The 23,983-nt window shown below is 52.8% G+C and carries 20 protein-coding genes and 1 pseudogene; 14 read left to right on the forward strand and 7 right to left on the reverse strand.

Translation table 11 applies throughout. The features are described from left to right. Positions 1 to 20 precede the first annotated feature (20 nt). Positions 21 to 1,052, reverse strand: a pseudogene (locus DM807_RS28215) (methyl-accepting chemotaxis protein); the annotation flags it as partial. Positions 1,053 to 1,213: 161 nt separating this feature from the next. Next, the gene (locus DM807_RS25295) at positions 1,214 to 1,975 is read right to left on the reverse strand and encodes an SDR family oxidoreductase (protein WP_012271072.1); all 762 of its coding nucleotides are present in this window, start codon (positions 1,973 to 1,975) and stop codon (positions 1,214 to 1,216) included. Between the two features lie 177 nt (positions 1,976 to 2,152). Between DM807_RS25295 and DM807_RS25300 the strand changes: the two genes are divergently transcribed. Beyond that, positions 2,153 to 3,154 carry an NADP-dependent oxidoreductase gene (locus DM807_RS25300; RefSeq protein ID WP_060492563.1) on the forward strand — a complete coding sequence of 334 codons (1,002 nt, stop codon included), beginning with the start codon at positions 2,153 to 2,155 and terminating at the stop codon, positions 3,152 to 3,154. A 164-nt stretch (positions 3,155 to 3,318) separates the two neighbouring features. Beyond that, positions 3,319 to 4,344 (forward strand): acyltransferase, encoded by a 1,026-nt coding sequence (locus DM807_RS25305; protein WP_060514313.1) that lies wholly within the window; start codon positions 3,319 to 3,321, stop codon positions 4,342 to 4,344. Positions 4,345 to 4,444: 100 nt separating this feature from the next. Here the strand turns inward: DM807_RS25305 and pyrF are convergent, their stop codons facing one another. Next, complete coding sequence (pyrF, locus tag DM807_RS25310; RefSeq protein WP_060492565.1) at positions 4,445 to 5,146, reverse strand: orotidine-5'-phosphate decarboxylase; 702 nt, start codon at positions 5,144 to 5,146, stop codon at positions 4,445 to 4,447. A 181-nt stretch (positions 5,147 to 5,327) separates the two neighbouring features. Between pyrF and DM807_RS25315 the strand changes: the two genes are divergently transcribed. Beyond that, a complete protein-coding gene (locus DM807_RS25315; RefSeq protein WP_012271069.1) occupies positions 5,328 to 5,495 on the forward strand; it encodes a DUF2897 family protein in 168 nt (55 codons plus the stop codon). 249 nt (positions 5,496 to 5,744) lie between these two features. Here DM807_RS25315 and DM807_RS25320 read toward each other — a convergent pair whose 3' ends face one another. Next, positions 5,745 to 6,080, reverse strand: coding sequence for a ComEA family DNA-binding protein (locus tag DM807_RS25320; RefSeq protein WP_012271068.1), 336 nt, complete (start codon positions 6,078 to 6,080; stop codon positions 5,745 to 5,747). Positions 6,081 to 6,765: 685 nt separating this feature from the next. Here DM807_RS25320 and wecB point away from each other — a divergent pair. The 9 genes from wecB (at position 6,766) to DM807_RS25365 (ending at position 19,353) form a co-directional block, all read left to right on the forward strand. Next, positions 6,766 to 7,908, forward strand: a complete 1,143-nt coding sequence (wecB, locus tag DM807_RS25325) for a non-hydrolyzing UDP-N-acetylglucosamine 2-epimerase (protein ID WP_069942122.1) — start codon at positions 6,766 to 6,768, stop codon at positions 7,906 to 7,908. Then, positions 7,905 to 9,167, forward strand: a complete 1,263-nt coding sequence (wecC, locus tag DM807_RS25330) for a UDP-N-acetyl-D-mannosamine dehydrogenase (RefSeq protein WP_069942123.1) — start codon at positions 7,905 to 7,907, stop codon at positions 9,165 to 9,167. Before wecB ends, wecC begins: the two co-directional genes overlap by 4 nt. A gap of 168 nt (positions 9,168 to 9,335) precedes the next feature. Continuing rightward, entirely contained in the window at positions 9,336 to 10,571 is a 1,236-nt protein-coding gene (locus tag DM807_RS25335) for a glycosyltransferase family 4 protein (protein ID WP_179028113.1), read from the forward strand. Further along, a complete protein-coding gene (locus tag DM807_RS25340; RefSeq protein WP_179028114.1) occupies positions 10,568 to 11,758 on the forward strand; it encodes a glycosyltransferase family 4 protein in 1,191 nt (396 codons plus the stop codon). The genes DM807_RS25335 and DM807_RS25340 overlap by 4 nt, the downstream gene beginning before the upstream one ends. Positions 11,759 to 11,939: 181 nt before the next feature. Beyond that, positions 11,940 to 14,030 carry a CgeB family protein gene (locus DM807_RS25345; RefSeq protein WP_179028115.1) on the forward strand — a complete coding sequence of 697 codons (2,091 nt, stop codon included), beginning with the start codon at positions 11,940 to 11,942 and terminating at the stop codon, positions 14,028 to 14,030. A gap of 1 nt (position 14,031) precedes the next feature. Next, complete coding sequence (locus DM807_RS25350) at positions 14,032 to 16,290, forward strand: glycosyltransferase (RefSeq protein WP_179028116.1); 2,259 nt, start codon at positions 14,032 to 14,034, stop codon at positions 16,288 to 16,290. An 82-nt stretch (positions 16,291 to 16,372) separates the two neighbouring features. Then, positions 16,373 to 17,092, forward strand: a complete 720-nt coding sequence (locus DM807_RS25355) for an alpha/beta fold hydrolase (RefSeq protein ID WP_179028117.1) — start codon at positions 16,373 to 16,375, stop codon at positions 17,090 to 17,092. A gap of 3 nt (positions 17,093 to 17,095) precedes the next feature. After that, the gene (locus tag DM807_RS25360; protein WP_179028118.1) at positions 17,096 to 17,542 is read left to right on the forward strand and encodes a hypothetical protein; all 447 of its coding nucleotides are present in this window, start codon (positions 17,096 to 17,098) and stop codon (positions 17,540 to 17,542) included. Between the two features lie 71 nt (positions 17,543 to 17,613). Further along, on the forward strand, positions 17,614 to 19,353 hold the full coding sequence (locus tag DM807_RS25365) for a hypothetical protein (RefSeq protein WP_179028119.1): 1,740 nt from the start codon (positions 17,614 to 17,616) through the stop codon (positions 19,351 to 19,353). Positions 19,354 to 19,410: 57 nt separating this feature from the next. Here DM807_RS25365 and DM807_RS25370 read toward each other — a convergent pair whose 3' ends face one another. Further along, on the reverse strand, positions 19,411 to 20,514 hold the full coding sequence (locus tag DM807_RS25370) for an acyltransferase family protein (protein ID WP_179028120.1): 1,104 nt from the start codon (positions 20,512 to 20,514) through the stop codon (positions 19,411 to 19,413). Between the two features lie 59 nt (positions 20,515 to 20,573). Here DM807_RS25370 and DM807_RS25375 point away from each other — a divergent pair, with 59 nt between their 5' ends. Further along, a complete protein-coding gene (locus DM807_RS25375; RefSeq protein ID WP_179028121.1) occupies positions 20,574 to 20,867 on the forward strand; it encodes a hypothetical protein in 294 nt (97 codons plus the stop codon). Here DM807_RS25375 and DM807_RS28220 read toward each other — a convergent pair. Then, on the reverse strand, positions 20,812 to 21,078 hold the full coding sequence (locus DM807_RS28220; RefSeq protein WP_425326934.1) for an SGNH hydrolase domain-containing protein: 267 nt from the start codon (positions 21,076 to 21,078) through the stop codon (positions 20,812 to 20,814). The genes DM807_RS25375 and DM807_RS28220 overlap by 56 nt on opposite strands. 806 nt (positions 21,079 to 21,884) lie before the next feature. Here DM807_RS28220 and DM807_RS25380 point away from each other — a divergent pair. Beyond that, positions 21,885 to 22,976: a hypothetical protein gene (locus tag DM807_RS25380; RefSeq protein ID WP_179028122.1), complete on the forward strand. Its 1,092-nt coding sequence runs from the start codon at positions 21,885 to 21,887 to the stop codon at positions 22,974 to 22,976. Positions 22,977 to 23,096: 120 nt separating this feature from the next. Here DM807_RS25380 and rfbA read toward each other — a convergent pair whose 3' ends face one another. Then, entirely contained in the window at positions 23,097 to 23,978 is an 882-nt protein-coding gene (gene rfbA / locus DM807_RS25385; protein ID WP_179028151.1) for a glucose-1-phosphate thymidylyltransferase RfbA, read from the reverse strand. Positions 23,979 to 23,983 lie beyond the last annotated feature (5 nt).

The raw sequence follows: 23,983 nt of genomic DNA on the forward strand, positions 1-23,983 counted from the left end.
CCCACCTCGTCCCGGCGCGGCGCCTGGGCGTCCAAGCCCAGCTCACCCGCAGCGATACGCTGGGCGCGGGCGATGACATGCTGGAGAGGGCCGACGACCGCACGGGTAATCATCCAGGCCGCCAATACACCGACGATCAAGGCCAGCACCGTGGCCAGGCCGATGGCAACGGCATTACGCTGCAGCTCGCCCTGCAGAGCCTGCTCCTGCCCCAGATAGGCCTGGTCGACTTGCCCGGTCACTTGCTCGGCACTGGTTTGCAACTGCGCCTTTAGCCCCTGCTCGCGGGCCAACTGGTCGGTGTATTCGTTGAGTTTTTCCGAGAAGCTGCCAATGTGCCCGGCCACTTCGCCAAGCACACTCTGGTAACCGGCATCGCCAACCGCACCCTGTAGTTGGCTGACCAGGCTGGCGGCCTCCACCGTCTGGGCAATTCGCTCCTGGCTCACGCCCTCTTCGCCCTTACGGCTTTTTTCCAGGCGCACCCGCGCTTCGTCCATGGCCTGCAGCATCAGCCGCGACACCTGTGCCACTTGCCCAGCTTGCTCAAGGAACTCGCCACCCTGCTGGCCCTGGGACTGCTTGAGCGTGTACACACCGTCATCGGCCAGGCCGGCCTGCAGCACATCGAGGTTGTTGGCCACGCTGGACACCGACCAGCTGGCCATGTCCAGGGCCAGCTCCTTGGCCTGCACCGCCTCGACAAAGGCCTCGAATGCCTGGCCATAGGCGGCAAGATCGGTTTGCGCCGCCGCCAGCGCCGGCAGGCCCCGGGCGCGCTCGGCCAGGCCCTGCAGGCCGCTGCGCAAGGCCTCGGCCTGCTGCATGTCGGAGCGCAGGGCAAACGCCTGCTCGTGCTGGCGCAAGCGCAACAGGTCGGTATTGAACTGGGCCAGCTGGCGCAAGCTGTCGAAACGCTGGCCGACGCTGTGCAACGCAGCGACGCCGATGGCTGCCACCGCCAGTGTCAACAGCAGCACCAGGGCAAAGCCCAGGCCGAGTTTGCGGGCCATGCCCAGGTTGGCCAGCACACCGTGCTTGCTCGCGCCCATCGCCGACTCCCCTTCTGCTTGCGAGGTTATCCGAAGGCCAAGGGTGGCAACGTTGCCAGCCTGTGAACAAGGGCCTGGCGTCAGAATAGTGTCAAATAGCTATGTGCGTGTCGTTATCAGCTTGGCCGAGGTCGCCCCTGCGTGCGGGAGGAGTGCCTGGCTCAGATCGCCGTAGCCCCACCATCGACCGTCAGGCAATGCCCGGTGGTAAACGCCGCACCGTCGCTACACAGGTACAGCACCGCGCTGGCGATTTCCTCAACCTTGCCAATGCGCCCCACCGGGTGCATGGCGGCGGCGAACTCGGCCTTGCGCGGGTCGGCCTCGTAGGCACGGCGGAACATGTCGGTGTCGATCACCGCCGGGCACACAGCGTTCACGCGGACGCCCTTCTTGGCGTACTCGATGGCCGCCGACTTGGTCAAACCGATCACCGCATGCTTGCTGGCGCTGTAGATGCTCATCTTCGGCGCCGCCCCCAGCCCCGCCACCGAAGCGGTGTTGACGATCACCCCACCGCCCTGGGCCAACAGCAAGGGCAGTTGGTACTTCATGCACAACCACACACCCTTCACGTTCACGCCCATGATGGCATCGAACTCCGCCTCGCTGCCTTCGGCCAGCCGGTGTTGCTCGATTTCGATCCCGGCATTGTTGTAGGCATAGTCCAGCCGACCATAGGCGGCTATCAGGCGCTCGTGCAACTGGCGCACCTCGCTGTCGCGGGTAACGTCGCAGGCAATGAACAGCGCCTCGCCGCCCACCGCGTGGATCAGCGCCACAGTGGCTTCGCCGCCGACCGGGTCAAGGTCGGCCACCACCACCTTCAGGCCCTCGCGGGCGAAAGCCAGGGCGGTTGCCCGGCCAATACCGGCGGCAGCGCCAGTCACCAGGGCTACCTGGCCAGAAAAGGTCATGCTCATCGCGTGCTCCTGTGGGGGGTTAGGTGGGGTTCAGAGCATAGCCAGCCACCGCTCGGCCGGGCAGCATCATCACACCAACGGTTGGGCTACCATGCCTGTCAGTGATGTTAACGACCTGCCTAAATCAACAAGGTAGATTGAACACCTCACTCCCTCCACTGCCCACAAGGACCCGCCATGACCCAGACCAACCGCCGCTTCCTGCTTGCCAAACGCCCGGTCGGCGCCGTGCGCCGTGACGACTTCAGCTTCGAGACCGTGCCCGTCGAACAACCCGGCGAAGGCCAGGTGCTGGTGCGTAACCTGTACCTGTCGCTGGACCCCGCCATGCGCGGCTGGATGAACGAAGGCAAGTCCTACATCCCGCCCGTGGCCCTGGGCCAGGTAATGCGTGCGCTGGGTGTGGGCGAAGTGGTCGCCTCCAACCACTCGGCATTCAAACCAGGCGACCACGTCAGCGGCGCGCTTGGGGTGCAGGACTATTTCACCGGCGAGCCCCAGGGCCTGCACAAGATCGACCCCAACCTGGCCCCCCTGCCCCGCTACCTGTCGGCGCTGGGCATGACCGGCATGACGGCCTACTTCGCCCTGCTGGATGTTGGCCAGCCCAAGGCCGGCGATACCGTGGTCATCTCCGGCGCGGCCGGTGCGGTGGGCAGCATTGTCGGGCAAATTGCCAAGGTCAAAGGGTGCCGCGTGGTCGGCATTGCCGGCGGCGCCGAGAAGTGCCGGTACCTGCTGGACGAGCTGGGCTTTGACGGGGTGATCGACTACAAAGCCGAAGACGTACTGGCTGGCCTGAAGCGCGAATGCCCCAAAGGCGTGGACGTGTACTTCGACAACGTCGGCGGCGAGATCCTCGATGCCGTGCTGACGCGCATCAACTTCAAGGCCCGCATCGTGATTTGCGGCGCGATCAGCCAGTACAACAACAAGGAAGCGGTGAAGGGGCCAGCCAACTACCTGGCGCTACTGGTGAACCGTGCGCGTATGGAAGGGTTTGTGGTGATGGACTACAGCAAGGACTACGGCAAGGCCGCGCTGGAGATTGCCGGGTGGCTGGCCAGTGGGCAGGTGAAGAGCAAGGAAGATGTGGTGGAGGGGTTGGAGACCTTCCCCGAGACGTTGCTGAAGCTGTTCAGTGGGGAGAACTTTGGCAAGTTGGTGCTGAAAGTCTAACCCTCAAAAGCCTGCGCCGCCCCTCCTTTAGAAGCGGCGCCCCATTGAAGTCGGGCCTCAGCCGGTGTTGTGGCACTTTCACCGCTTGCAGTTTCCCCCTTCCACCGTACATTCAGGCATCTACAAGAACCCATTGCGCAAGGTAGCGACAAGGTGGGCAACCAATGCAGCAACGCTTGAATGCCGGACTCGACCTTTGCAGGATCGCCGCCTGCTTCATGGTGATAATCCTTCACATCGCATCAGCCGGGGCACTGCAACTGGATGACAACTGGATGTCCTCCAACATCTACAACTCCTTGGTCAGGTCTTGCGTCCCCCTGTTCCTGATGCTGTCTGGCGCCCTGCTGTTGAACCGAACAGAGGGTGCAATCACGTTCTACCAGAAGCGCTTTGTGCGCATACTGCCGCCGCTGCTGTTCTGGTCGGTGTTCTATGCGCTGTGGCGCACGACCCTGGGCACCGGGCACGGCAGCTTGTGGCAAGCGGCAGTGGCCATGCTCCACGGCCCTGTCTACTACCACCTCTGGTACCTGTACGCGATCATCGGCATTTATTTGTTCATGCCCTACATGGCCAAGGTCTACCAGCATTGCGGGGCACAGGAGAAGCGAGTGTTCCTGGGCCTGTGGCTAGTGATCAGTTGCCTGCTGCCCACCGCCGCACAGTTCAACCCTACATTGGCCAACGTGGTCCATACCTATGAGCTGTTTACGTTCATGGGGTTTGCCGGCTATGCATTCTTGGGCGCCTATGTTTACGAACAAATTCGGCTGCACGGCCCGGGCAACGCCTGGGTAAACCTTGCCGGCTTCGCCACCAGCGGCGCCCTGACCGCCGCCGCCACGCATGCCGTGTCCATGCAGCACGGCGAGCCCAACCAGGTTTTCTATTCCTACGTATCTCCGTTGGTGGTGCTGGCCGCCATCTGCGCCTTTCGCCTGCTGCTTGCGCTGGGCGGGCACCTTGTACAGCACAGCAAGCTGCTGGCCGAGCTGTCGGGTTGTACGTTGGGGCTGTACTGCTTGCACGTGTTCATCATGAACAGGGCCAGCATCTTCTATGGCCCGCTGATCGAGGGGCATTCGCTGGCGTGGTTGATACCGTTGCTGGCAGTGGCTGTTTTCGTGCTGACTTTGGTACCGATCTACTTGCTCAGGCTGTTCAAGCCGGTGCGCGCAGTGATCTGATTCCAGCTACCGAAGATGGGTGAAATACCTGCACACACAGCCTGCAGAAACAAAAAAGCCAGCACGCTCGTGCTGGCCTTCTTCCACAATCGCAGGCTACTTACGCGCGAATCTCAGCCACCACTGCCGCCAGCGCTTGCGCTGGGTCGGCTGCCTGGCTGATCGGCCGGCCGATCACCAGGTAATCCGAACCCGCATCCAGTGCCTGGCGCGGAGTGAGGATACGGCGCTGGTCATCCTGCGCGCTACCCGCCGGGCGAATGCCCGGGGTCACCAGTTGCAGCGACGGGTGCGCCGCCTTCAGCGCGGGGGCCTCAAGCGCCGAGCACACCAAACCGTCCATGCCGGCCTTTTGCGCCAGTGCCGCCAGGCGCAGCACCTGCTCCTGCGGATCGACATCCAGGCCAATGCCAGCCAGGTCTTCGCGTTCCATGCTGGTCAGCACGGTCACGCCAATCAGCAACGGCTGCGGGCCGCTGCGCTTGGCCAGCTCTTCGCGGCAGGCAGCCATCATGCGCAGGCCACCGGAGCAATGCACGTTGACCATCCACACACCCATCTCGGCGGCGGCCTTTACCGCCATGGCGGTGGTGTTGGGGATGTCGTGGAACTTCAGGTCGAGGAACACTTCGAAGCCCTTGTCGCACAGGGTTTCGACAATGCCCGAAGCGCTGCTGGTAAACAGCTCCTTGCCAACCTTTACCCGGCACAGCGCAGGGTCAAGCTGGTCAGCCAGCTTCAGGGCGGCCTCACGGGTAGGGAAATCCAGGGCGACGATCAGGGGCGTCTGGCAGGCGGACATGGCAGGGTCTCTTGGCAAGTCGAAAACGGCGCGCATTGTAAACGAAGTGACGCAAGCTTTGGGGCCCGCGGGTCACGGAATTGGCCCGGCAGTGGCTGGCTTCTATAATTGAACCAATGGAACGGGCAAATGCTCAAAATTCGTACAAGCGCTGCCCACTAGCCGCTATAGGAGAACGACAATGCCCTGGTATGCCTGGCTGATCCTCATCATAGCCCTCGGCTCCATCGTCGGTGGGTTGATGATGCTGCGCGACACGGCAAAAAAATTGCCACTGACCGAAGACCAACTGCGCAAGGTGCATGAGCGCAATGCCGAGGCAGATGCCAAGGACGCGCAGGACCGTTAAAAGGGTTAAACAATGGGTTTGAGACGCCGTGGCTTCAGGCAACTTTTTGACGCTCGGCAAAACACTTAATTAACCTATTGTATTGTCTCGTTTTTTATTTTTATAAACGCCCCCCCCTTTTCCAAACAAAGCCGCACCCACAAGCGATTGCATCTCTCTTGTGGGCGCGGCCTCGCGCCGCGATGGGCTGCAAACCAGCCCCAAAAAAGCAATTAGCAGCCCCAAGCCAGCTGGCTGCCTGCCCGTCCCTTACTCCACCATCACCTTGTCACGATTCCGCTCCAGCAGGGCATTGCCTATCCCCTTGATCTCCAGCAGTTCATCCACCGAAGCAAACGGCCCATGGGCCTCGCGGTAGGCCACGATGGCTTCGGCCTTGGCCTTTCCTATCCCGTTCAACTCCTTCTGCAAAGTCAGCGCATCGGCCTTGTTCAGGTCCAGCCGAGGCGCTTGCTGGGCCTGCGCCTGAGCCACCACGGGTACCGCTTCGGGCGCCGACGGGGCGCTGGCCGGGGCTGCGCTAAGGGAGAACGACAGGCTGGCGAACAGTGGCAGCAGCAGGTACGACAGAACGTTGTTACGCATGGAAGAACACTCCTTGGGTTGGTCGATTTTCAGCAGCCGCTTTCCTTCGGCTGCGCAACTAACCCTAGCGGCCCTGCCATTTTGCGAACAACAACTAGGCCCGTTTAATCGTTACGGGATCAGACATTGAAAAAACCAACTTCGGCCATCCAAAAATGATGGCGTTACGCCATGTTTCAAGTTAACTTCATGAAAAAGAGGCAATGGCAAAACGCCGCCAGGTAAATTCCCGTTTAACCTCGGCTTCATTCAGACCAAACGCCGTTGCTTTTCCTACAAGCCTTGCCGGACAAGGCCCCCGCCCGTTCGTCGTATACGTTAGTGATATTGACTTTGTTGGCATGATGTCTGAATAACATCAAACAATCGTTTTTATTGATGACTTATACGCAAATAGGATCCAATCCATCGATAATCCATAGGAAAATTCCTCGGATCACGGAAAAATACGTGCCAGATGGGATGTCATAATGATGACGAAATGATAAATTTGCGGACTTAGGACAACCGCTTCGCTTGAAGGATCCGAGCAGAATGAATTTTTTTTCACCTCCCCCACTGACCTTGCCCGATTTCCATCGTGCGGCGTCAGCAGGCCACCCCCGGCCGACCTGAGCAACACCCCAGATCCTTGCCCGTAGCACCTGTTCCATCCGCCTTTACTCACACACAGAAGACCGTCGCCGTGTCCCTCAAGACCCTCATCGTATTTGGCACCCGCCCAGAAGCCATCAAAATGGCACCGCTGGCCCTCAACCTTGCCCAGGACGACCGTTTCGAGTCGCGCGTCTGCGTCACCGGCCAACACCGCCAGATGCTTGACCAGGTACTGGAGCTGTTCGAGATCAAGCCCGACTACGACTTGAACATCATGAAGCCCGGCCAGGACCTGACCGACGTGACCACTGCCATCCTGCAGGGTCTGAAACCTGTGCTGGCCGAGTTCAAGCCCGATGTGGTGCTGGTGCACGGCGACACCGCTACAACCCTGGCCACCAGCCTGGCCGCTTACTATCAGCAGATTCCGATCGCCCACGTGGAAGCGGGCCTGCGCACCGGCAACCTGTATTCGCCATGGCCGGAAGAAGGCAATCGCCGCCTGACCGGTGCCTTGGCCGCGCTGCATTTCGCGCCCACCTCCACCTCGCAGGACAACCTGCTGCGTGAAGGCACCGATGCCGCGACCATCTACACCACCGGCAACACAGTGATCGATGCACTGCTGGAAGTCGTTCGCAAGCTGGAAAGCCCAGCACTGAAAAACCAGTTCGAAGCCCAGTTCAGCTTCCTGAACCCAGAACGCCGCATGGTGCTGGTCACCGGCCACCGCCGCGAGAACTTCGGTGATGGCTTCGAACGCATCTGCCAGGCGCTGGTGCAAACCGCGCGTCAATTCCCTGACGTGGACATCGTCTACCCCGTGCACCTCAACCCGAACGTGCGCGAACCGGTGAACCGCCTGCTGGCCGACGTCAACAACATCCACCTGATCGAGCCGCTGGACTATCTGCCGTTCGTTTATCTGATGACCCGCTCGTACCTGATCCTCACCGACTCCGGCGGTATCCAGGAAGAAGCCCCAGCGCTGGGCAAGCCGGTACTGGTCATGCGTGACACCACCGAGCGCCCAGAAGCCGTGGCCGCCGGCACCGTCAAGCTGGTGGGGACCGACGTGGAATCGATTACCGAAAATCTGGCGAAACTGCTCACCGACGACGCGACCTATCGCGAGATGAGCATCGCCCACAACCCTTACGGCGATGGAAAAGCGTGCGCGCGAATCCTCGACGCACTCTCCGCATTCTCTAACTCCAAGGACGCAGCATGAGCTTCAACAAGATTTCCGTCGTAGGCCTGGGCTATATCGGCCTGCCAACCGCCGCCGTTTTCGCCGCCCGCAAGAAGCACGTTATCGGTATCGATGTTAACCAGCACGCAGTCGACACCATCAACCGTGGCGAAATCCACATCGTCGAGCCCGAGCTGGACATGGTGGTACACGCTGCCGTGACCGAAGGTTACCTGCGCGCCTCCACTGTTCCAGAAGCCGCCGACGCCTTCCTGATCGCCGTACCGACCCCGTTCATGGACGATCACCAGCCGGACCTGAGCTACATCGAGTCCGCCAGCAAGGCCATCGCGCCTGTGCTGAAAAAGGGTGACCTGGTGATCCTGGAGTCCACCTCCCCGGTCGGCGCCACCGAACAGATGGCCTTCTGGCTGGCCCAGGCCCGCCCAGACTTGAGCTTCCCGCAAACCCACGGTGAAGACTCCGACGTGCGCATCGCCCACTGCCCCGAGCGCGTACTGCCAGGCCACGTGCTGCGCGAGTTGGTAGAAAACGACCGCATCATCGGCGGTATGACCAAGAAATGCTCCGAAGCGGCTGTACGCCTGTACCGCACCTTCGTCGAAGGCGAATGCATCGTCACCAACGCCCGCACTGCCGAAATGTGCAAGCTGACCGAAAACAGCTTCCGTGACGTGAACATTGCCTTCGCCAACGAACTGTCGATCATCTGCGACAAGCTGAACATCGACGTGTGGGAGCTGATTCGCCTGGCCAACCACCACCCACGCGTAAACATTCTGCAGCCTGGCCCAGGTGTTGGCGGCCACTGCATCGCCGTGGACCCATGGTTCATCGTCAGCCAGACCCCTGAGCAGGCTCGCCTGATCCGCACCGCCCGCGTGGTCAACGACAGCAAGCCTGAGTGGGTGATCGACAAGGTCAAGATGGCCCTGGCCAACTTCCTGATCAAGAACCCGGGCAAGTCGGCCCATCAAGTGAAAATCGCCTGCTACGGCCTGGCCTTCAAGGCCGACATCGATGACCTGCGCGAAAGCCCAGCCCTGAGCATTGCCGAGCGCCTGGGCAACGAGCTGGAAGCCACACTGCAACTGGTCGAGCCGAACATCGAAGCCCTGCCGCAGCGCCTTTCGCGCCACGAGCACGTTGATTTCGTTTACGCCCAGGACAGTGCAGATATTCACGTTCTGCTGGTCAAGCATCGTGAGTTCAAAGAAACCTTCAACGTTCGTGACGCTGCATTCGTAATCGATGCTGCCGGCGTTACTCAAAACTGAAGTCTTTGCTCCGATGGAACATTTTGATCCCGCCCTCACGCTTTACCGGTTAACCCGGCGAGCCGTGGTGGCTGGTCAAAATGTTCAAGCATCTGTGTTTACGCAATGTGGCAGATCCCGTTCCTCATTGCGGATTGTTTCTGCCACATCGATGCAGGTGTCGCGATCATGAAAAAAATAGCCATGATCGTATGGAATGAGTTTCTGAATGATGCCCGTGTGCTCAAAGAGGCTCAGACCCTTCAAAAAGCAGGTTACCAGGTTCGGGTGTTCGCACTGCACAAACCTGGTGTTACCCAGCCATATGAAACCTTGGTTGACGGTATTCAAGTACTGCGCGTAAGACCTGACCTGCTCTCGATCTGGCCGGCAAGAAAGCAGCGCCCGCTGGAGACAGCTGCCAAGGCGGGTCCGCAACGAGAATCTCGCACTTCTGCACTCATGTTGTTGCTCCGCGCTTGCGCACGAGGCTGGGCGCATCTGAAGTTCTTCGCCTATGTCGTTAAGTATCGGCCTGACGCGGTACATGCTCACGATGTGAATACGCTGCCCACGGGTTGGCTAGCAGCCATTGCAAGCCGTTCAGCGCTGGTTTATGACGCCCATGAAATAAGCACCAGCCGAGAAGGCTACAAAGGCATCCGGCGGGTAGTTGGCGTTATCGAGAAGCATCTGATGCCCCGTGCAGCGGGAGTCATCACAACCACTGAAGCTCGCTCCAAGTTCTTCGCCAGAGCGTATGGTGTTCCACGCCCTACGATTCTTCAGAACCGACCACGTTACCTGTCGAGTTCCCGCACTAACCGAATTCGTGATGAATTGGGCCTGGAAAAGCAATGGCCCATCGTCCTCTATCAAGGTGGCCTACAGCAAGGCCGCGGCTTACACAAGCTTGTGCATGCTGCAGCCCTTGTTCCTAACGCCTACTTCGTCTTCGTCGGCGGCGGCCGCTTGACACAATCGCTGATCAACCTAAGCCAGTCGCTGGGTGTGAGTGATCGTGTGCATTTCATTCCAACTGTCAAATTGGCTGAGCTGCCTGAATACACTGCTTCCGCAGACATTGGTGTTCAGCCCATTGAAAACACTTGCTTCAACCACTTCACTACAGACTCAAACAAGCTGTTTGAGTATTTGATAGCCGGCCTTCCCATTGTCGCGACCAACTTACCTGAGATTAGAAAGGTTGTTGAGAAACATGAGGTCGGTTTGCTTCTGAACGGAAAGGATATCCAAGCACTCGCAACCGCAGTGAAAACCTTGGTTGATAACCCAGACATGCGAAAAGTCATGGCGGGCAACTCGGTTCGTGCGGCATTGGAACTTAACTGGGAAGAACAGGAAAATAAATTGGTTGAACTGTACAACCAGTTACTTCGTAGAAGCGTTGGGGTCCGCTCATGAGCCCTAGAATCCTGATTCTCAGTTTCTATTACACGCCTGACCTCTCCGCAGGAGCATTTCGTGCAGAAGCACTGGTGAAGTCGCTTCAATTTGAGCTAGGGAACAACGCACAGATTGATGTGATCACGACACGTCCTAATCGATATCATAATTATGTGAAAGACGCGCCAGAGCTTGAGCAAGCCGGCTCCATCAGCATTCGAAGAATAGGTCTGCCTTGCCATAAAAGCGGCATCATTGATCAAGCACTTGCCTTTATGGCATATGCAAGAGCAGTTTATGCAACGGTCAAAGGGGAGCGCTATGATTTAGTAATAGCGACCTCATCTAGATTAATGACCGCTTCTCTTGGAGCACTGATTGCCAAGCGAGTACGGGCGCGCTTGTACCTGGACATCCGCGATATTTTTGTTGATACGCTTCCCGAGCTGTTTCCTTATAGGCTTGGTAAGTTTGCGGCTACCATTTTTTCTCCCGTTGAGCGGTGGACCATCCGCCAGGCAAACCGCGTGAATCTTATTTCACCCGGTTTCCTCCCCTACTTTTCTAAGCGCTACCCTGACTTGGTATTTGCGCAGTACACAAACGGCGTTGACGAGCTTTTTCTCAGCATGAAGCCAACTCAACCTCGTATTACTGAAGATGATGAAAAAAAGCGATTACGCGTCGTATATGCAGGCAACCTTGGTATCGGACAGGGTTTGCATCTCATCATCCCTAAGCTGGCTAAGCGTCTCGAAAACAGAGTCGAATTTCACTTGATCGGAGCAGGCGGGGCATCTGAGCGTCTCTTCCGCGAATTACAGTTACATGGCGTTTCCAATGTCTTGATCAACCCACCCATGAAGCGAGACAAGTTGCTCAAAGCCTATGAGGCAGCCGATATTTTATTCCTCCACCTAAATGACCTAAAGGCATTCAGAAAGGTATTGCCATCTAAACTTTTTGAATATGCGGCAACAGGAAAGCCAATCTGGGCGGGGCTTTCAGGTTACGCACAACGCTTCGCCAGCCACAGAATAAATAATATAGCCATCTTCTCGCCAGGCAATATTGAAAGTGCAATCGAAGCGCTAGAACAGTTAGCACTTGAGCATGTATGCAGGAAAAAATTTGTAGCCGAATACTCAAGATCATACATTAAGCAACAGATGGCCCAAGACATATTCGAAACATTGCCAAAATAGAGCCTCGATGGCCGAACAGCAACTTGTCATTCAAATCACTCACCTTAAATGAAAGCACAAATCATGGACGAACACACAGCAAAGCATAAGCTTAAGAACCACCAGTAAGAAACTGACAAGAATACCAGTCAGAACGAATTTACCAATATTATCAGCTTTGTAGTTTCACGGGGATGAGCACATGAAAAAATGGGGGCGTCGATGGTTGAAAAAAATGGCGCAAAGCTTGGGCGTTTACGAGTCTCTGGTTAAGAACAGGAAAGTTGCTGTTCGCATCGGACTCGAAAAAAATGAGCCTCTTCCTACTGTTGAGGTGGTTAAGAGCACCCGCATCACTCTAACTGCATCCCCGCAGTGGAACAACGCCGCAGTTAAACCAGGCGATACTGTTTCTATTCGGATAGCCTCAACTTATGAGAACAGTTCCGACCTAAAAAGAAAGGCATTATTACTGGTTAAGCTATCTGACTTCGATGGAAATGAACTTACTGACGTCGGTGAGAAGATGGCTCGCTCGCAAAAACTGAAGTCACAGTATAAATATTTGCCTTGCACTCTTGGCAAACTCGTAACCTTGCATGAATTTAAAGTTCCTGAAAGCGGAGCCAATCTAGAAATTGGCTTTTGTACCTTCAATGCTGCAGCGAATGACGCTGTACACATTGATCAGGTCGAAATCATCTCCCGCAAACAGAAAGACGAATTAATACAACTCGTACCACCCTCCCCTGAGGTTCAGGCCATCAGCATCCTGGGATGGCCAGAGTATCCGGAAAATGGCAAGCCCTATGTAATGGGCGTAATGGATGAGTTCACCACTGGCTGTTTCGAGCAAGAAGTCAACCTCATTCAGCCAAGGCCGGATAACTGGTATGCGCTTGCAGAGAAATACAAGCCTGCCGCTTTCTTCATTGAAAGTGCTTGGAAAGGTAATCAAGGAAGTTGGCAATTCAGGGTAGCTGAATACTCTAACAAGCCAGGTCCCGAGGTCGCCCTCATGTCCCAGTATGCAAGGGAACGGGGTATCCCAATGCTCTTCTGGAACAAAGAAGACCCGGTGCACCACGACAAATTTATGTGCAGTGCCAGGCTGGCAGACCACATCTTTACCACTGACGAAAATACAAAAGAGTCTTATCGCAAAAAAACAGGAAACTCTAACGTTCACGCCCTTCCTTTCGCCGCGCAGCCTAAACTGCACAAGCCAGCCCCATTGGAAGGACGTATACAACGTGCCTGTTTTGCTGGCAGCTGGTATGGCAACCGTCATGCAAAACGCGGCCGTGCCATGCGTTGGTTGCTTCAAGCTGGCAACCGCCACGGCCTGGACATCTATGACCGCAACCATGGAACAGGTCTCTTCCAATTCCCAGAAGAGTATCACGCGGGTATCAAAGGTAGCCTTCCGTACAAAGACCTGTGCGCCGAGTACAGCCGTTATAGAGTGTTTCTTAACGTAAACTCTGTAACTGACTCACCGACTATGTTCTCACGCCGAGTTTTCGAGCTTATGGCCTGCGGAACTCCGGTAGTCAGCACATATGCAAAGGGTATCGAAGATCTATTTGAGTCTGATGCTGTGTGGATGGTAAGCAGCGAACAAGAAGCTGAGGAAGCAATTCACACACTGCTGACTGATGACAAAGAATGGCGCCGCCGTAGCCTGCTTGGTATCAGAGAGGTTTTCACAAATCATACTTATGCTCACCGCATCAACAAGATCTTCAATTGTGTTGGTCTACCTGAGGTAAGCAGCGTCAACCCTGACATTCTACTAGTTGCAAAAGCAAATGACGAACTTGACATCCATAGCTTGATCAAACTTTGCGACCAACAGATTTATCGCAAGTTCGAGATGATCATTGAATGCTATGGTGCATCTGACTTGATCAGTTTAGCGGTACCTAAAAGTGTCAAGCTGGTTCCAGCAGGTTACCTAACGAGCCCTGCTTTTGAAGTGAAAGCACTTGAGTACGACGCAATAGGCTGGCTCAACCCGTTTGCAGGCTACGGTCGCTATTACTTGCGTGACCTGGCAAATGCTATGACCTATCAGCCAGAAGCGAAAGGTTGGGCGAAAGCACTGAATGGCGACAAATTCGACTTCAACAAGAGCGCCCAACTGGATGGCGCTCTATGGGAGCCAAAAGAGTTTTTGAAAAGCTGGCGCTTCGTTAATCCAGATATGCTGATCTCTTCTCCGCAACTCTATTGCGCCGACAGCAAAGAGTACTATAAAGCGATGTGCAATCAGAAAGTGGCAGGACTTTAACATGGCCAATAACAAGCGGGTTCTCATCTGCGCTGCGCCCGACCTGAATTATATTGACGGGTCATCTATCTGGGCACAGACGATTACATTGGCGCTTGCTGGCACTCAATCAGCGGCTGTTGACTACATAGCAAAGAGCAAACCCGATCGGCAGGAGTTGTTCCAACCTTTGCACGATCACCCGCACGTTAACGTGATAGATGGCACTGAGAAGCGCTTCTGGAAAGGGCTACCAAAACGACGGCTTGACTTCGCACAGATGGTGGAGCTCGCCACTAAGCTGCACGATGAAAATAAGTACGATGTGTGTTTGATTCGTGGCTTTGAGATTGCGACTCGACTCCTTGATCACCCGAATCTGCTCAATCGTACCTGGGTTTACCTTACCGATATTCCACAGAGTGTCGAAGAGTACAACCAAGAGCAGCGAGACGTAATTAGAAAAATAGCGACCGGCTGCAGCAGGGTACTCTGCCAAACTCAAGGTTTTGCTGACCTTTGGAAAGCACTTTCGCCGGACTTGAGCAACGAGAAGATCTCGATTTATACGCCGGTCATCAATGACTTTGATACCCGGTCAACACCAATTTCACGACGCCCGAAAGCCGCGATCTATGCTGGCAAATTTAAAACCCAGTGGAAAACACTGGAGATGGCACAAAGCTGGCCAAAGGTGCATCGTAAAGTGGCGGGTAGCCGTCTTGTAGTCATTGGGGACAAAATCCACAACGACGCTAACCAGAAAGACTACAGCCTACGAATGAAAGACGCGCTTGAAAAAACACCTGCGCTTTCTTGGCTTGGTGCGAAGAGTCGTGAAGACGTTTTTAAAGAGATGCAAAAAGCTCGGGTCGGATTATCGTGGCGCTGTGAAAGCATGGATGATACCGTTGAGTATTCAACTAAAATCCTTGAGTATGGTGCTGCAGGTTGTGCGGCAATCCTGAATCGCAACCCACTTCATGAGAAACTTTTGGGTTCTGATTACCCGCTCTTTGCCAACACCCAAGCAGAGTTCGAATTGCAGCTTAAGATCGCATTAAAAAATGATCAGAAAGCACAGCTCGCTGCAAGCCGCCTTCAAAAACTGGCGTCTGCTCATACCTTTTCTGCACGTGTTGAAGTGGTTCGCGAGTGGCTTGCACTGCAGCCTGCACTTGCACCCGAACCGGATGCCTCATTGCCGGCCAAAGCTGCCGCAAAGACTGCGGCGTCAACAGCACCTGCCATCCGGCAACTGAGCCAAAAAATCAAAGTGTTGGTCGCTGGTCATGATCTGAAATTTTTCACATCTCTTCAGAAAATGCTGAAAGACACGGGCGATTTTGAGTTTCTTGTTGATAAGTGGCGCGGCCACGACGTGCACAATGAAAAGGCTAGTCGACACTTACTTGAGCAAGCAGACGTCATTTTCTGCGAGTGGTGCTTGGGTAACTTGAAATGGTTCTCCAAACATAAACTTCCTCACCAAAAACTGATTGCAAGATTCCATGCCCAGGAAGCTAAGCTGCCCTATTTGGCAGAGTCGAAATGGGAAAACATTGATCAGATAGTATTTGTCAGCGAGCACACCCGCCGGCTAGCCCTGACAGTATTCAATGGCTTCCCCATTGAGAAAACCAGTATTATCTACAACCTCCTTGACGACAATAAGTTCTCAAGCAAAAAGAAAACCGGTGACGCTCAATTCACACTAGGCATGATCGGCGTAGCACCGATGAGTAAACGCCTGGATAGAGCAATCGACCTGTTGGAAAATTTGCTGAAAGTTGATAAAAGGTATTGCTTGCGGATTAAGGGAAAGCACCCTCTTGACTACCCATGGCTGCTAAAGCGTAAAGAAGAGCTTTCCTTCTACAAAGGAATTTTCGAAAGAATCAATAGCCAAGACGAGCTTCGTCACAAGGTCATTTTCGACCCGCCTGGCGATGACGTTAACGACTGGATGTCAATGGTTGGTTACATACTGTCACCATCTGATGCTGAGTCGTTCCACATGGCTGTTGGTGAAGGGATCTTGACAGGGGCCACCCCCATTGTGTGGAACTGGGAAGGCGCAGATGAAATATGGCCGCCTAATTGCATAGTAAAGGATGCAGCAGAAGCAGCAGAACTTGTGCGCAAGCAACTTCCTGACTCAACCTTTAAGCCATTTGTTCTTGAAAAGTTTAGCTCTGCGAAGACCATCAACAACTGGCTGGATTTGTTTAGCAACTTTTTTGAAAATGAGAGGTCGAAAAAAGGCGAACAACAAATCTGAGAATAGCTAAGTTCGCCTTCAGCGATAACCATTACTACCTGAAGGCGATAAAGCGTTGAACTAATTATAGCGAAGCGGACACATGAACAAGCTTACTACAAGTGAATATAAATTTTTCCCCTGCAAAAACAGCAAGCAGGCGATAGTGTTCTTACCATCCGCTAACACTAAAAGTATTTACCCATATTTCCCAAGGATTTCTTGGCAAGCTGACCTGGCTAAAGTCGCAAACATCATTTATCTGACTGATCCATTTCAGCATTTAGAGCCCTATAAAACTCCTATGGCGAGCTGGTATGTATCGCCAGAAGGGCGGTCTTTGATTCCAGAGGTTGTGGCTGAGCTTAGAGTCTTCCTGACACACCATGGTATTGAAGAGGTACTTTTTTACGGTTCCTCTATGGGTGGCTACGCAGCTATTATTTTTTCGTCGCTTTTCCCTGGCTCCAAAGCCATTGCAGAATGCCCACAAATCTACATGGCTAAGCATCCTGGAAGCAAATATGTGAGCGAGCACATACTTTCCAAGGAAATTGCGGTCAATACTATTGAACCGTTGCACTACTTGCTGAGTTCTGAAGCAGCCGAAGTAACAGTCATCACTTCGCTGTATGACTCTCACTACCTCTCGCATATTGTACCCCTGTGCGAGCAGATCAATGCTTTGAAGGAACCGCTGAAACCAAAGATTGAGTTTATTAATTATAGCGAAAGCATAAATAAGCGCGGCCACATTGCGCTTTCCAAAGAAAACGCCATACCTTTAATCGTAAAAGCACTTACTCACAATAGGGAAGTTTGAAAAATGAAGAAAGCCATTACGTTTGCATTGCTTGCACTGGCACTGACTGGCTGCGGGGAAGATAAACCAACCGCAAATACAAACAGCGCAACCAGTATCAATCAGCAAGAAATTGCAGCGGAGCTGGCCAAAGGGAACATTAAAGTCTCCGACGGCACTGTTCTCAGTTTTCCTGACAGCACCATCACTTCCAAGATTACTCAAAACTCGCTTGGTAAGTTCCAGCGGTACAGCATCACTACCGCGCAGGATATCATGAAGATCGAAGGCGAAGTATTCGCTACTTTGGCCAAGGCCGGCTACACCAGATCGGTGAAAAAAGAAGAAGCTGGTCTGTATTCGGTACAGTATGCCAAGAAAGGTTACCCAGCAATGGGGGCCAATTACAACACGCTGAGCAACGGCATTAATAGCGAAGTAACTATGCACTGGAAAATCGAGTCAATTTAAAATTGGCTTCATGCCCATGCAGACGACCAGTCGCATGGGCAACCCCTAAACCTTCCGAATTATCCATACTAATGAAATCGACCATAGCTAATCTCTATTCGACCATGACTTGGTTACGATCAATAGGAAATAAGATAACCCAAATTGTACCTGGCTTCACTGCTGCAATCATCATCGCCACCCTTACTTCACAAGCATCGCTATTACTTGCTTACTTTCTACCTTTAAAAGTAATAATTCTTTTTGGCTCGACTGGAATCCCAAGCTATTTCCCCAGCCAATTACAGGCAGTAGACAAAAACCATTTAATAATTTCACTAACCTTAGCAACAGCTTTTTTTTACTTGCTTAACATGTTGTGCGAACAAGTAATTTCGCGCTGCGCTGATCTTGGAGGACGCAAGATCCTTCAACAAAGTAGAAAAATCACATTATTTATCAATCAAGATGAAATTGTTGCGCTAGCCTATCAACGCTACGCACGAAGTTTGGCAAGCACGATTTTTTTACTTTTCACATGCACAGCGCTAGGCTATGTCTACCCAAGACTTTTATCAGTTCTTGTGGGTTATTTTTTGATTGCGTTTTTCGCGATTTCATTGATCGAAAGCAAGTCAATCTCCAAATCAAACAAAGCCACCACATTAAACTCTAAACTCATCGGCACCATTAGCGCAATCGCATTTTTATCAGCATTTATATTCATAGTAATAGATTTTATGCTTGGTAGCGCACCGACCGCGATGATTGAAATTATCTCGCTAATTTTAGTGCGGCAGATTACCCAACGAGCTGCCTCTTTAACTTTGGACGTGAGCACGCTTAGCACACAACGTCTTCAAATTAATGCCTTGTTCTTCCATGGCCATCTTTTACTGGAAGGTACAAGCAAACATGAAGTAAATTTCTTAGCTTGCTTGGAAGAACCCCAGCGTACCCTCCTCCTCAGACAGGTCCTGACCGAGACACTGAAAAACCCAGTAAAGGAGCTTGAGTCTTCTTGGCATCAGACAGCCACTGGAGATATCGTTGCCTTTGAGGTAACGCTCCCAGACTTGGATGCGAGCCATACTTTTCTTGTCAAGATTTTTAATACTAACCGCCGAGATCAAGCTCTGCAGGAAGCTACACTCCTCACAGAGTGCAGTAATACTAACCTACCCGCTTTCGAAATTCTCGGCGTAAGCGTAGTTGATGATTTACAATGCCACGTCTTCAAATTCAACTCTCCCAAAAAAATCCCCTTCCGTGAGTTAAGAGCAAAATCACAGGAAGCCATGGCTTGCTTGTTAGAAGTCGAACCTCCACGAGAACTCGTAGCTCGTTATGAACGTTCGCGACCCTATATTTGGAAAAGAATAAATACCTCAGCGATCAACCGACTAAGGCTGGCTGCGACAACGGCAGAACAGCAAGAACAGTTAAACCAACTCTCCCGTGCTTTTGGATACATCCTCGGAGTCATCCAGACACTGCCACCGCAGATCATTAACCCCGAGCTAACCTCAGATACTATCTATGTAACTGAAGAAGACGAGTTGATACTAAGTCAGTGGGGGCGCTGGAGCATAGAACCCGTGGGCTTTGGCTGGGGCACAGGTCCGGCGGAACTGGCGACATTAGAAGCTGCATTGCAGGTAGCGGCCATTGCCCGCCCAAAACTAGCCGACCTAGATCTTCAGCACGTAAAACTATCAGCACTGATCAGTGCGTTTGAGCGAACTCTTCAACGTCAACAATTCATGCTAGCGCTAAATATGTTGCCCATGATTATCAGCCTTGTTGACACTGCAGAAGCAGCCACAACTTGAGAGCGAGACTGTCTGACTATAACGCCGCACGCAGTGCGGCGTCACTAAGATGATAAATCAGGCAGCACTTACTAGAGCTGACTCTCGCTGCTTTGCGCGCTCAAGCACTCTTTTCCCTATCGATATAAATGGCTTTTCGACGAAATAATGAATGACGGATGCCACAGCAATCGTAATAAATACCGCGAACAGGAACCTAGAAAAACCGGATGTACTTCCCCAAAGAAGCGGGCTGTGTTTTTGCAAAAGCTTCAAAATGAGATAATGCGAAATATACATCGAGTAAGAAATATCTCCAAGGTAGGAAGCGATCGAATTATATCCTATCTCTACCTTTGCCTTTTCGAGTACTATCACCCCAGAGACTAGGATGATCGCCCAGACACCATAACCCTGTGGACCGAAACCGGGATTGTAATTCGACGTAAACATAACCAGAAAAATAGCCAAACAGGCAAGAAAAAAGCCCATCCCAGCATGTTTTTGTATAATTATTCGCTTATCAAGATAAAAGTGGGCGAGCCCCATTCCCACTATAAATTCCAGCAAATATGACGACGAAATCATCCTTAGAACCCCAGCCCACTGGGAGGTCGACTCAATCATCAGCGGCGTATTTGCCGACAACTCCACCGAACCATTGAAAACCAAGTTAATAATAGTCACAGACAAAATCATCATTAACGATGCGATCAACGCCCTGTACTTATGACTCAACGAAAGTGCCAGACAAAACACAAGATAGAACAGTATTTCGTAAGTTAGTGTCCATGGCGGCCCCATCAAGTTGAAGCCAAATGTTGGAGGAGGTAGATTGTAGTCCCTATTAACTGGAATAACTGACTTGAGTAACTCAAATAGAGGCTGATTGGAATAGACCGTAAAGCAACCCACAAGCCAGCACAGTACTAAAGCTGGATAGATACGAAACACTCTACGCAACAAGAACGCTGATGGTGTATTAGATTTCGCATTCTGCGTTGCGATAACAATGATAAAACCACTAATCATGAAGAAAATATCTACCCCCGATGCACCAGCCTGGAGTAGATTTTTTCCAAGGTTTGGATCTGAATAAACATTATTAAGTATTCCACGAAAGTGGAACAGCACAACGATTAACGCTGCTATTCCTCGCAAATAATGAATTCCAAGTAGCACTTTTATCGTCCTTGGCTGATTGAACAAAGCAACGCTCAGCGCATTTTTGAATGCATAGCATGAGCAGAACATATATTACATCTACAGCAGTCAAAAACTCTAATATTGTTTCTCTAGCATCCGAGATACAAACCGAGATCATTGATTTTACAGAAATCGGCATGATTATGGCAATTCAACCTTCGGATTTCTGTTTAAGAATCAAGCTTCTGTTCGAGTCGAAGCTAAACATCGCTGAGCAGCATACAACGCCTTCCGGGCTCAGACCTGTCTGCTGCCATATCGAAGGCACGCTGCCTAAATACTGCCCCTTTGGCCTGCAAGGATATTGGGTATCTTCTCGTAAAGCTTGACCGAGCCAAGAGTACTCAGGTGACCGTTGTCTCGATAGATCGGAATACCATCCACTATCGTTTTACACGCTTTTATCGCACAAGTAATCAGATAGTTAATTACTTTTGCCCCTAGAGAGAGTTCTGCATATTTTATTAAATCTATAACATTCCTATGATTTTTCTCGAGCACCTGCCTAGCTAGCAAACACTTACCAGCCGCATTTACCATTCGGAGTTAGCAACTTCATTCTGGATACACATAAAAAATTGCTTTATCCAAAGGTAGAGGCGGCGCAATGATCACGATTTGTCTACCGAGAGACTTGAGCTTTTCGACCACAGCATACATATCCCTCTTTGCCCGCTCAGGAGATGACTTTGAAACATGCATCGCTCCCCGGCACAGCCAGATGCTCAAGAACTACGAATGCTACCGCAAGCCCCCGAATAACTTGGATATCAACCCTGATTGTAGACAATGCAAACCCGATCTTCTTTTTTGACAGCCACAAATTATATATCCAAACCGTGCAGGAACCAAGCTCACAAAAAGGTGGCTTGCAGTGAAATCTACAGCTGCGACAGACCTGTTCCAAGCTCCGATCAGGTAAGATACACCGGAGAAAGAGGGAGCCATCACGTTGCAATTGGTTTTCAAGCCACCGGCACGCAACGCGGCGTAATGAGAGCGCCGAACGGGCTCACAGCGGGTGCACGAAGAACCGAGCGCATCTGCTCGCAATCCGGGATTCTGTTGATCAGCATTTGTCTATAAACCCTTATTCAACACGGCCGAGGGTACTGCTGTATTCACACAGCCCCATTGTGGAGGCCACCTTCTACCTAACGATCGTCTGATAGTTAATATTGTGTATGGGTATTTTCCTCGTACTCAACTTCGCGAGATCTCCTCCCTCAGCTAGCACAGCCCCCTCTGAGCCCATCGTTTCAATCATGGTTCGCAGTAGCGTACAGAGCTTGACCAATGCGGCAAGTCACTCCACCATCGGCTTTTTTCGATAGTGTGGCGAGCGAATGGAAAACGGTACTCCAACGAGAAGATCGTTCTTGGCGGTTTTAGGGGCAAGCGCGGGAGCGGCGGCATGTGTGGTTTTGTCCCCCCAAGCAGCGGCACGAAAGCATGATTCTATTGAAATCGGCGGGCCAGGGCTCTCCTTCATCGTAGATAAAGAAGGTCGAGTTAACATTTCCTGGGCTGAGGATGGCGTTCGTCGGGGCTTTGTTTTTGGTAAGGCAGGAGCAAATAATCTTCCTAACTTCTATCAAACGACTTTGAATGGCGCCCCAATAGGGACGTACTCAACTGACTGGATACCACCCATCGTCTTTGAGGCGTTACAGGACGGAGACGGCAGAGCGGGCCTGGCTTTCACAGGTGGTAATCATTTAGTAGATGGCAAACAAAGTGCTGAGAACCTTTCATTCGAAATAGAAGCGGATGGCATCGTCGTCAAGCCAGGTACCGAAGGCCAAGCGCAGCGGATCACTTGCAGAGTCTTGAATAGACTTCAAGCGAGCAATACCGTATCAAAAAATAGGTACGCACTCCTTCAAAGCATTCAGGTTGATTTCGCTCCGGGTTGCGCCAATGTTCACGCAGAGGTATTAGCACTCGAGAACATCAGTATCTTTATCGACTACGGACCTCAAATGGTTGCAACGGGTGTAAATGAAACCGTATTTTATCTAGGCGGAAATAACACGTCACCCACAAAATTCAATGGAAAGCTTAACTCCGGCAACTACCTAGACTCCCCTACAGCATGGGCATCATTGTGCTCGAGTAATAAAGGACAGCTTGCCGCCTGGATAGATCGTACCTACGGTATCGCCGATGGCACAAGAATTCATGAAAGCTTCGGTATGATCATTGGCGGCGGACCCGGTTCAACCAAACAATACACAACAGCCATTCATCGCCTACTAAAGCGCGAAAAAGCCAACTACTACTCCCTTCTGGCAGGTGAGCGCTACCAATGGAGAGGTGGCTATAGTTGGTCATCTCAAACAGCCAAACCAGGGTTTGTTGCATCCATGAAATACCTGGATAACGGTCGCGTCCGCCGAGTCGATGCCCTGAGTGGCCTAAACTACATAAACCCCTGAACACTTAACCTAGAATCCCGCGCACCAGGCGGGATTCTATCAGCCCCAAGATGCATTTTTCACCCAAACTAAAAATACACTCAGACACTAGGCCCTCTAAGATGAGTGCTCAAGATCCACTCAATAAATCCGATCCTCCACCAACCGCTTCAAATACTGCCCATACCCATTCTTGGCCAACGGCTCAGCCAGCTTCAACAGCTGCTCCGCCCCAATCCACCCCTGCCGGTACGAAACCTCCTCCGGACAAGCCACCTTCAACCCCTGCCGCCGCTCAATCGTGGCGATGTACCCGCTAGCCTCCAGCAGCGAGTCATGCGTCCCGGTATCCAGCCAGGCATACCCGCGCCCCATGATCTCCACGGACAGCCGGTTCTGCTCCAGGTACACCCGGTTCAGGTCGGTAATCTCCAGCTCGCCTCGAGGAGAAGGCTTGATGCCCTTGGCGATTTCGACCACGTCCTTGTCGTAGAAGTACAAGCCGGTTACGGCATAGCTGGACTTCGGCTTGGCGGGCTTTTCTTCCAGGCTGATTGCCTTGCCCTTGTCATCGAACTCGACCACACCGTAACGCTCGGGGTCGTGCACGTGGTAGGCGAACACGCTGGCGCCTTCGCCGCGGTCCATGGCGTTGCGCAGCAACTGCTGGAAGTCATGGCCGTAATAGATGTTGTCGCCCAGCACCAGCGCCGACAAATCGTTGCCAATGAAGTCTTCACCAATCAGAAACGCTTGCGCCAGGCCGTCTGGCGAGGCTTGCACGGCGTAGCTGATGTTGATACCCCACTGGTGGCCGTCGCCCAGCAGTTGCTCGAAGCGAGGTGTGTCTTGTGGGGTGGAGATGATCAGGATGTCCTGAATGCCCGCCAGCATCAACGTGGTCAGCGGGTAGTAGATCATCGGTTTGTCGTACACCGGCAGCAGTTGCTTGGAAATTGCCAGGGTCGCAGGGTGCAGGCGGGTACCCGACCCGCCCGCCAGAATGATGCCTTTACGGTTCATGGTGG

The organism is Pseudomonas hunanensis (assembly GCF_013393325.1).
Classification (GTDB): Bacteria; Pseudomonadota; Gammaproteobacteria; order Pseudomonadales; family Pseudomonadaceae; genus Aquipseudomonas; species Aquipseudomonas putida_P.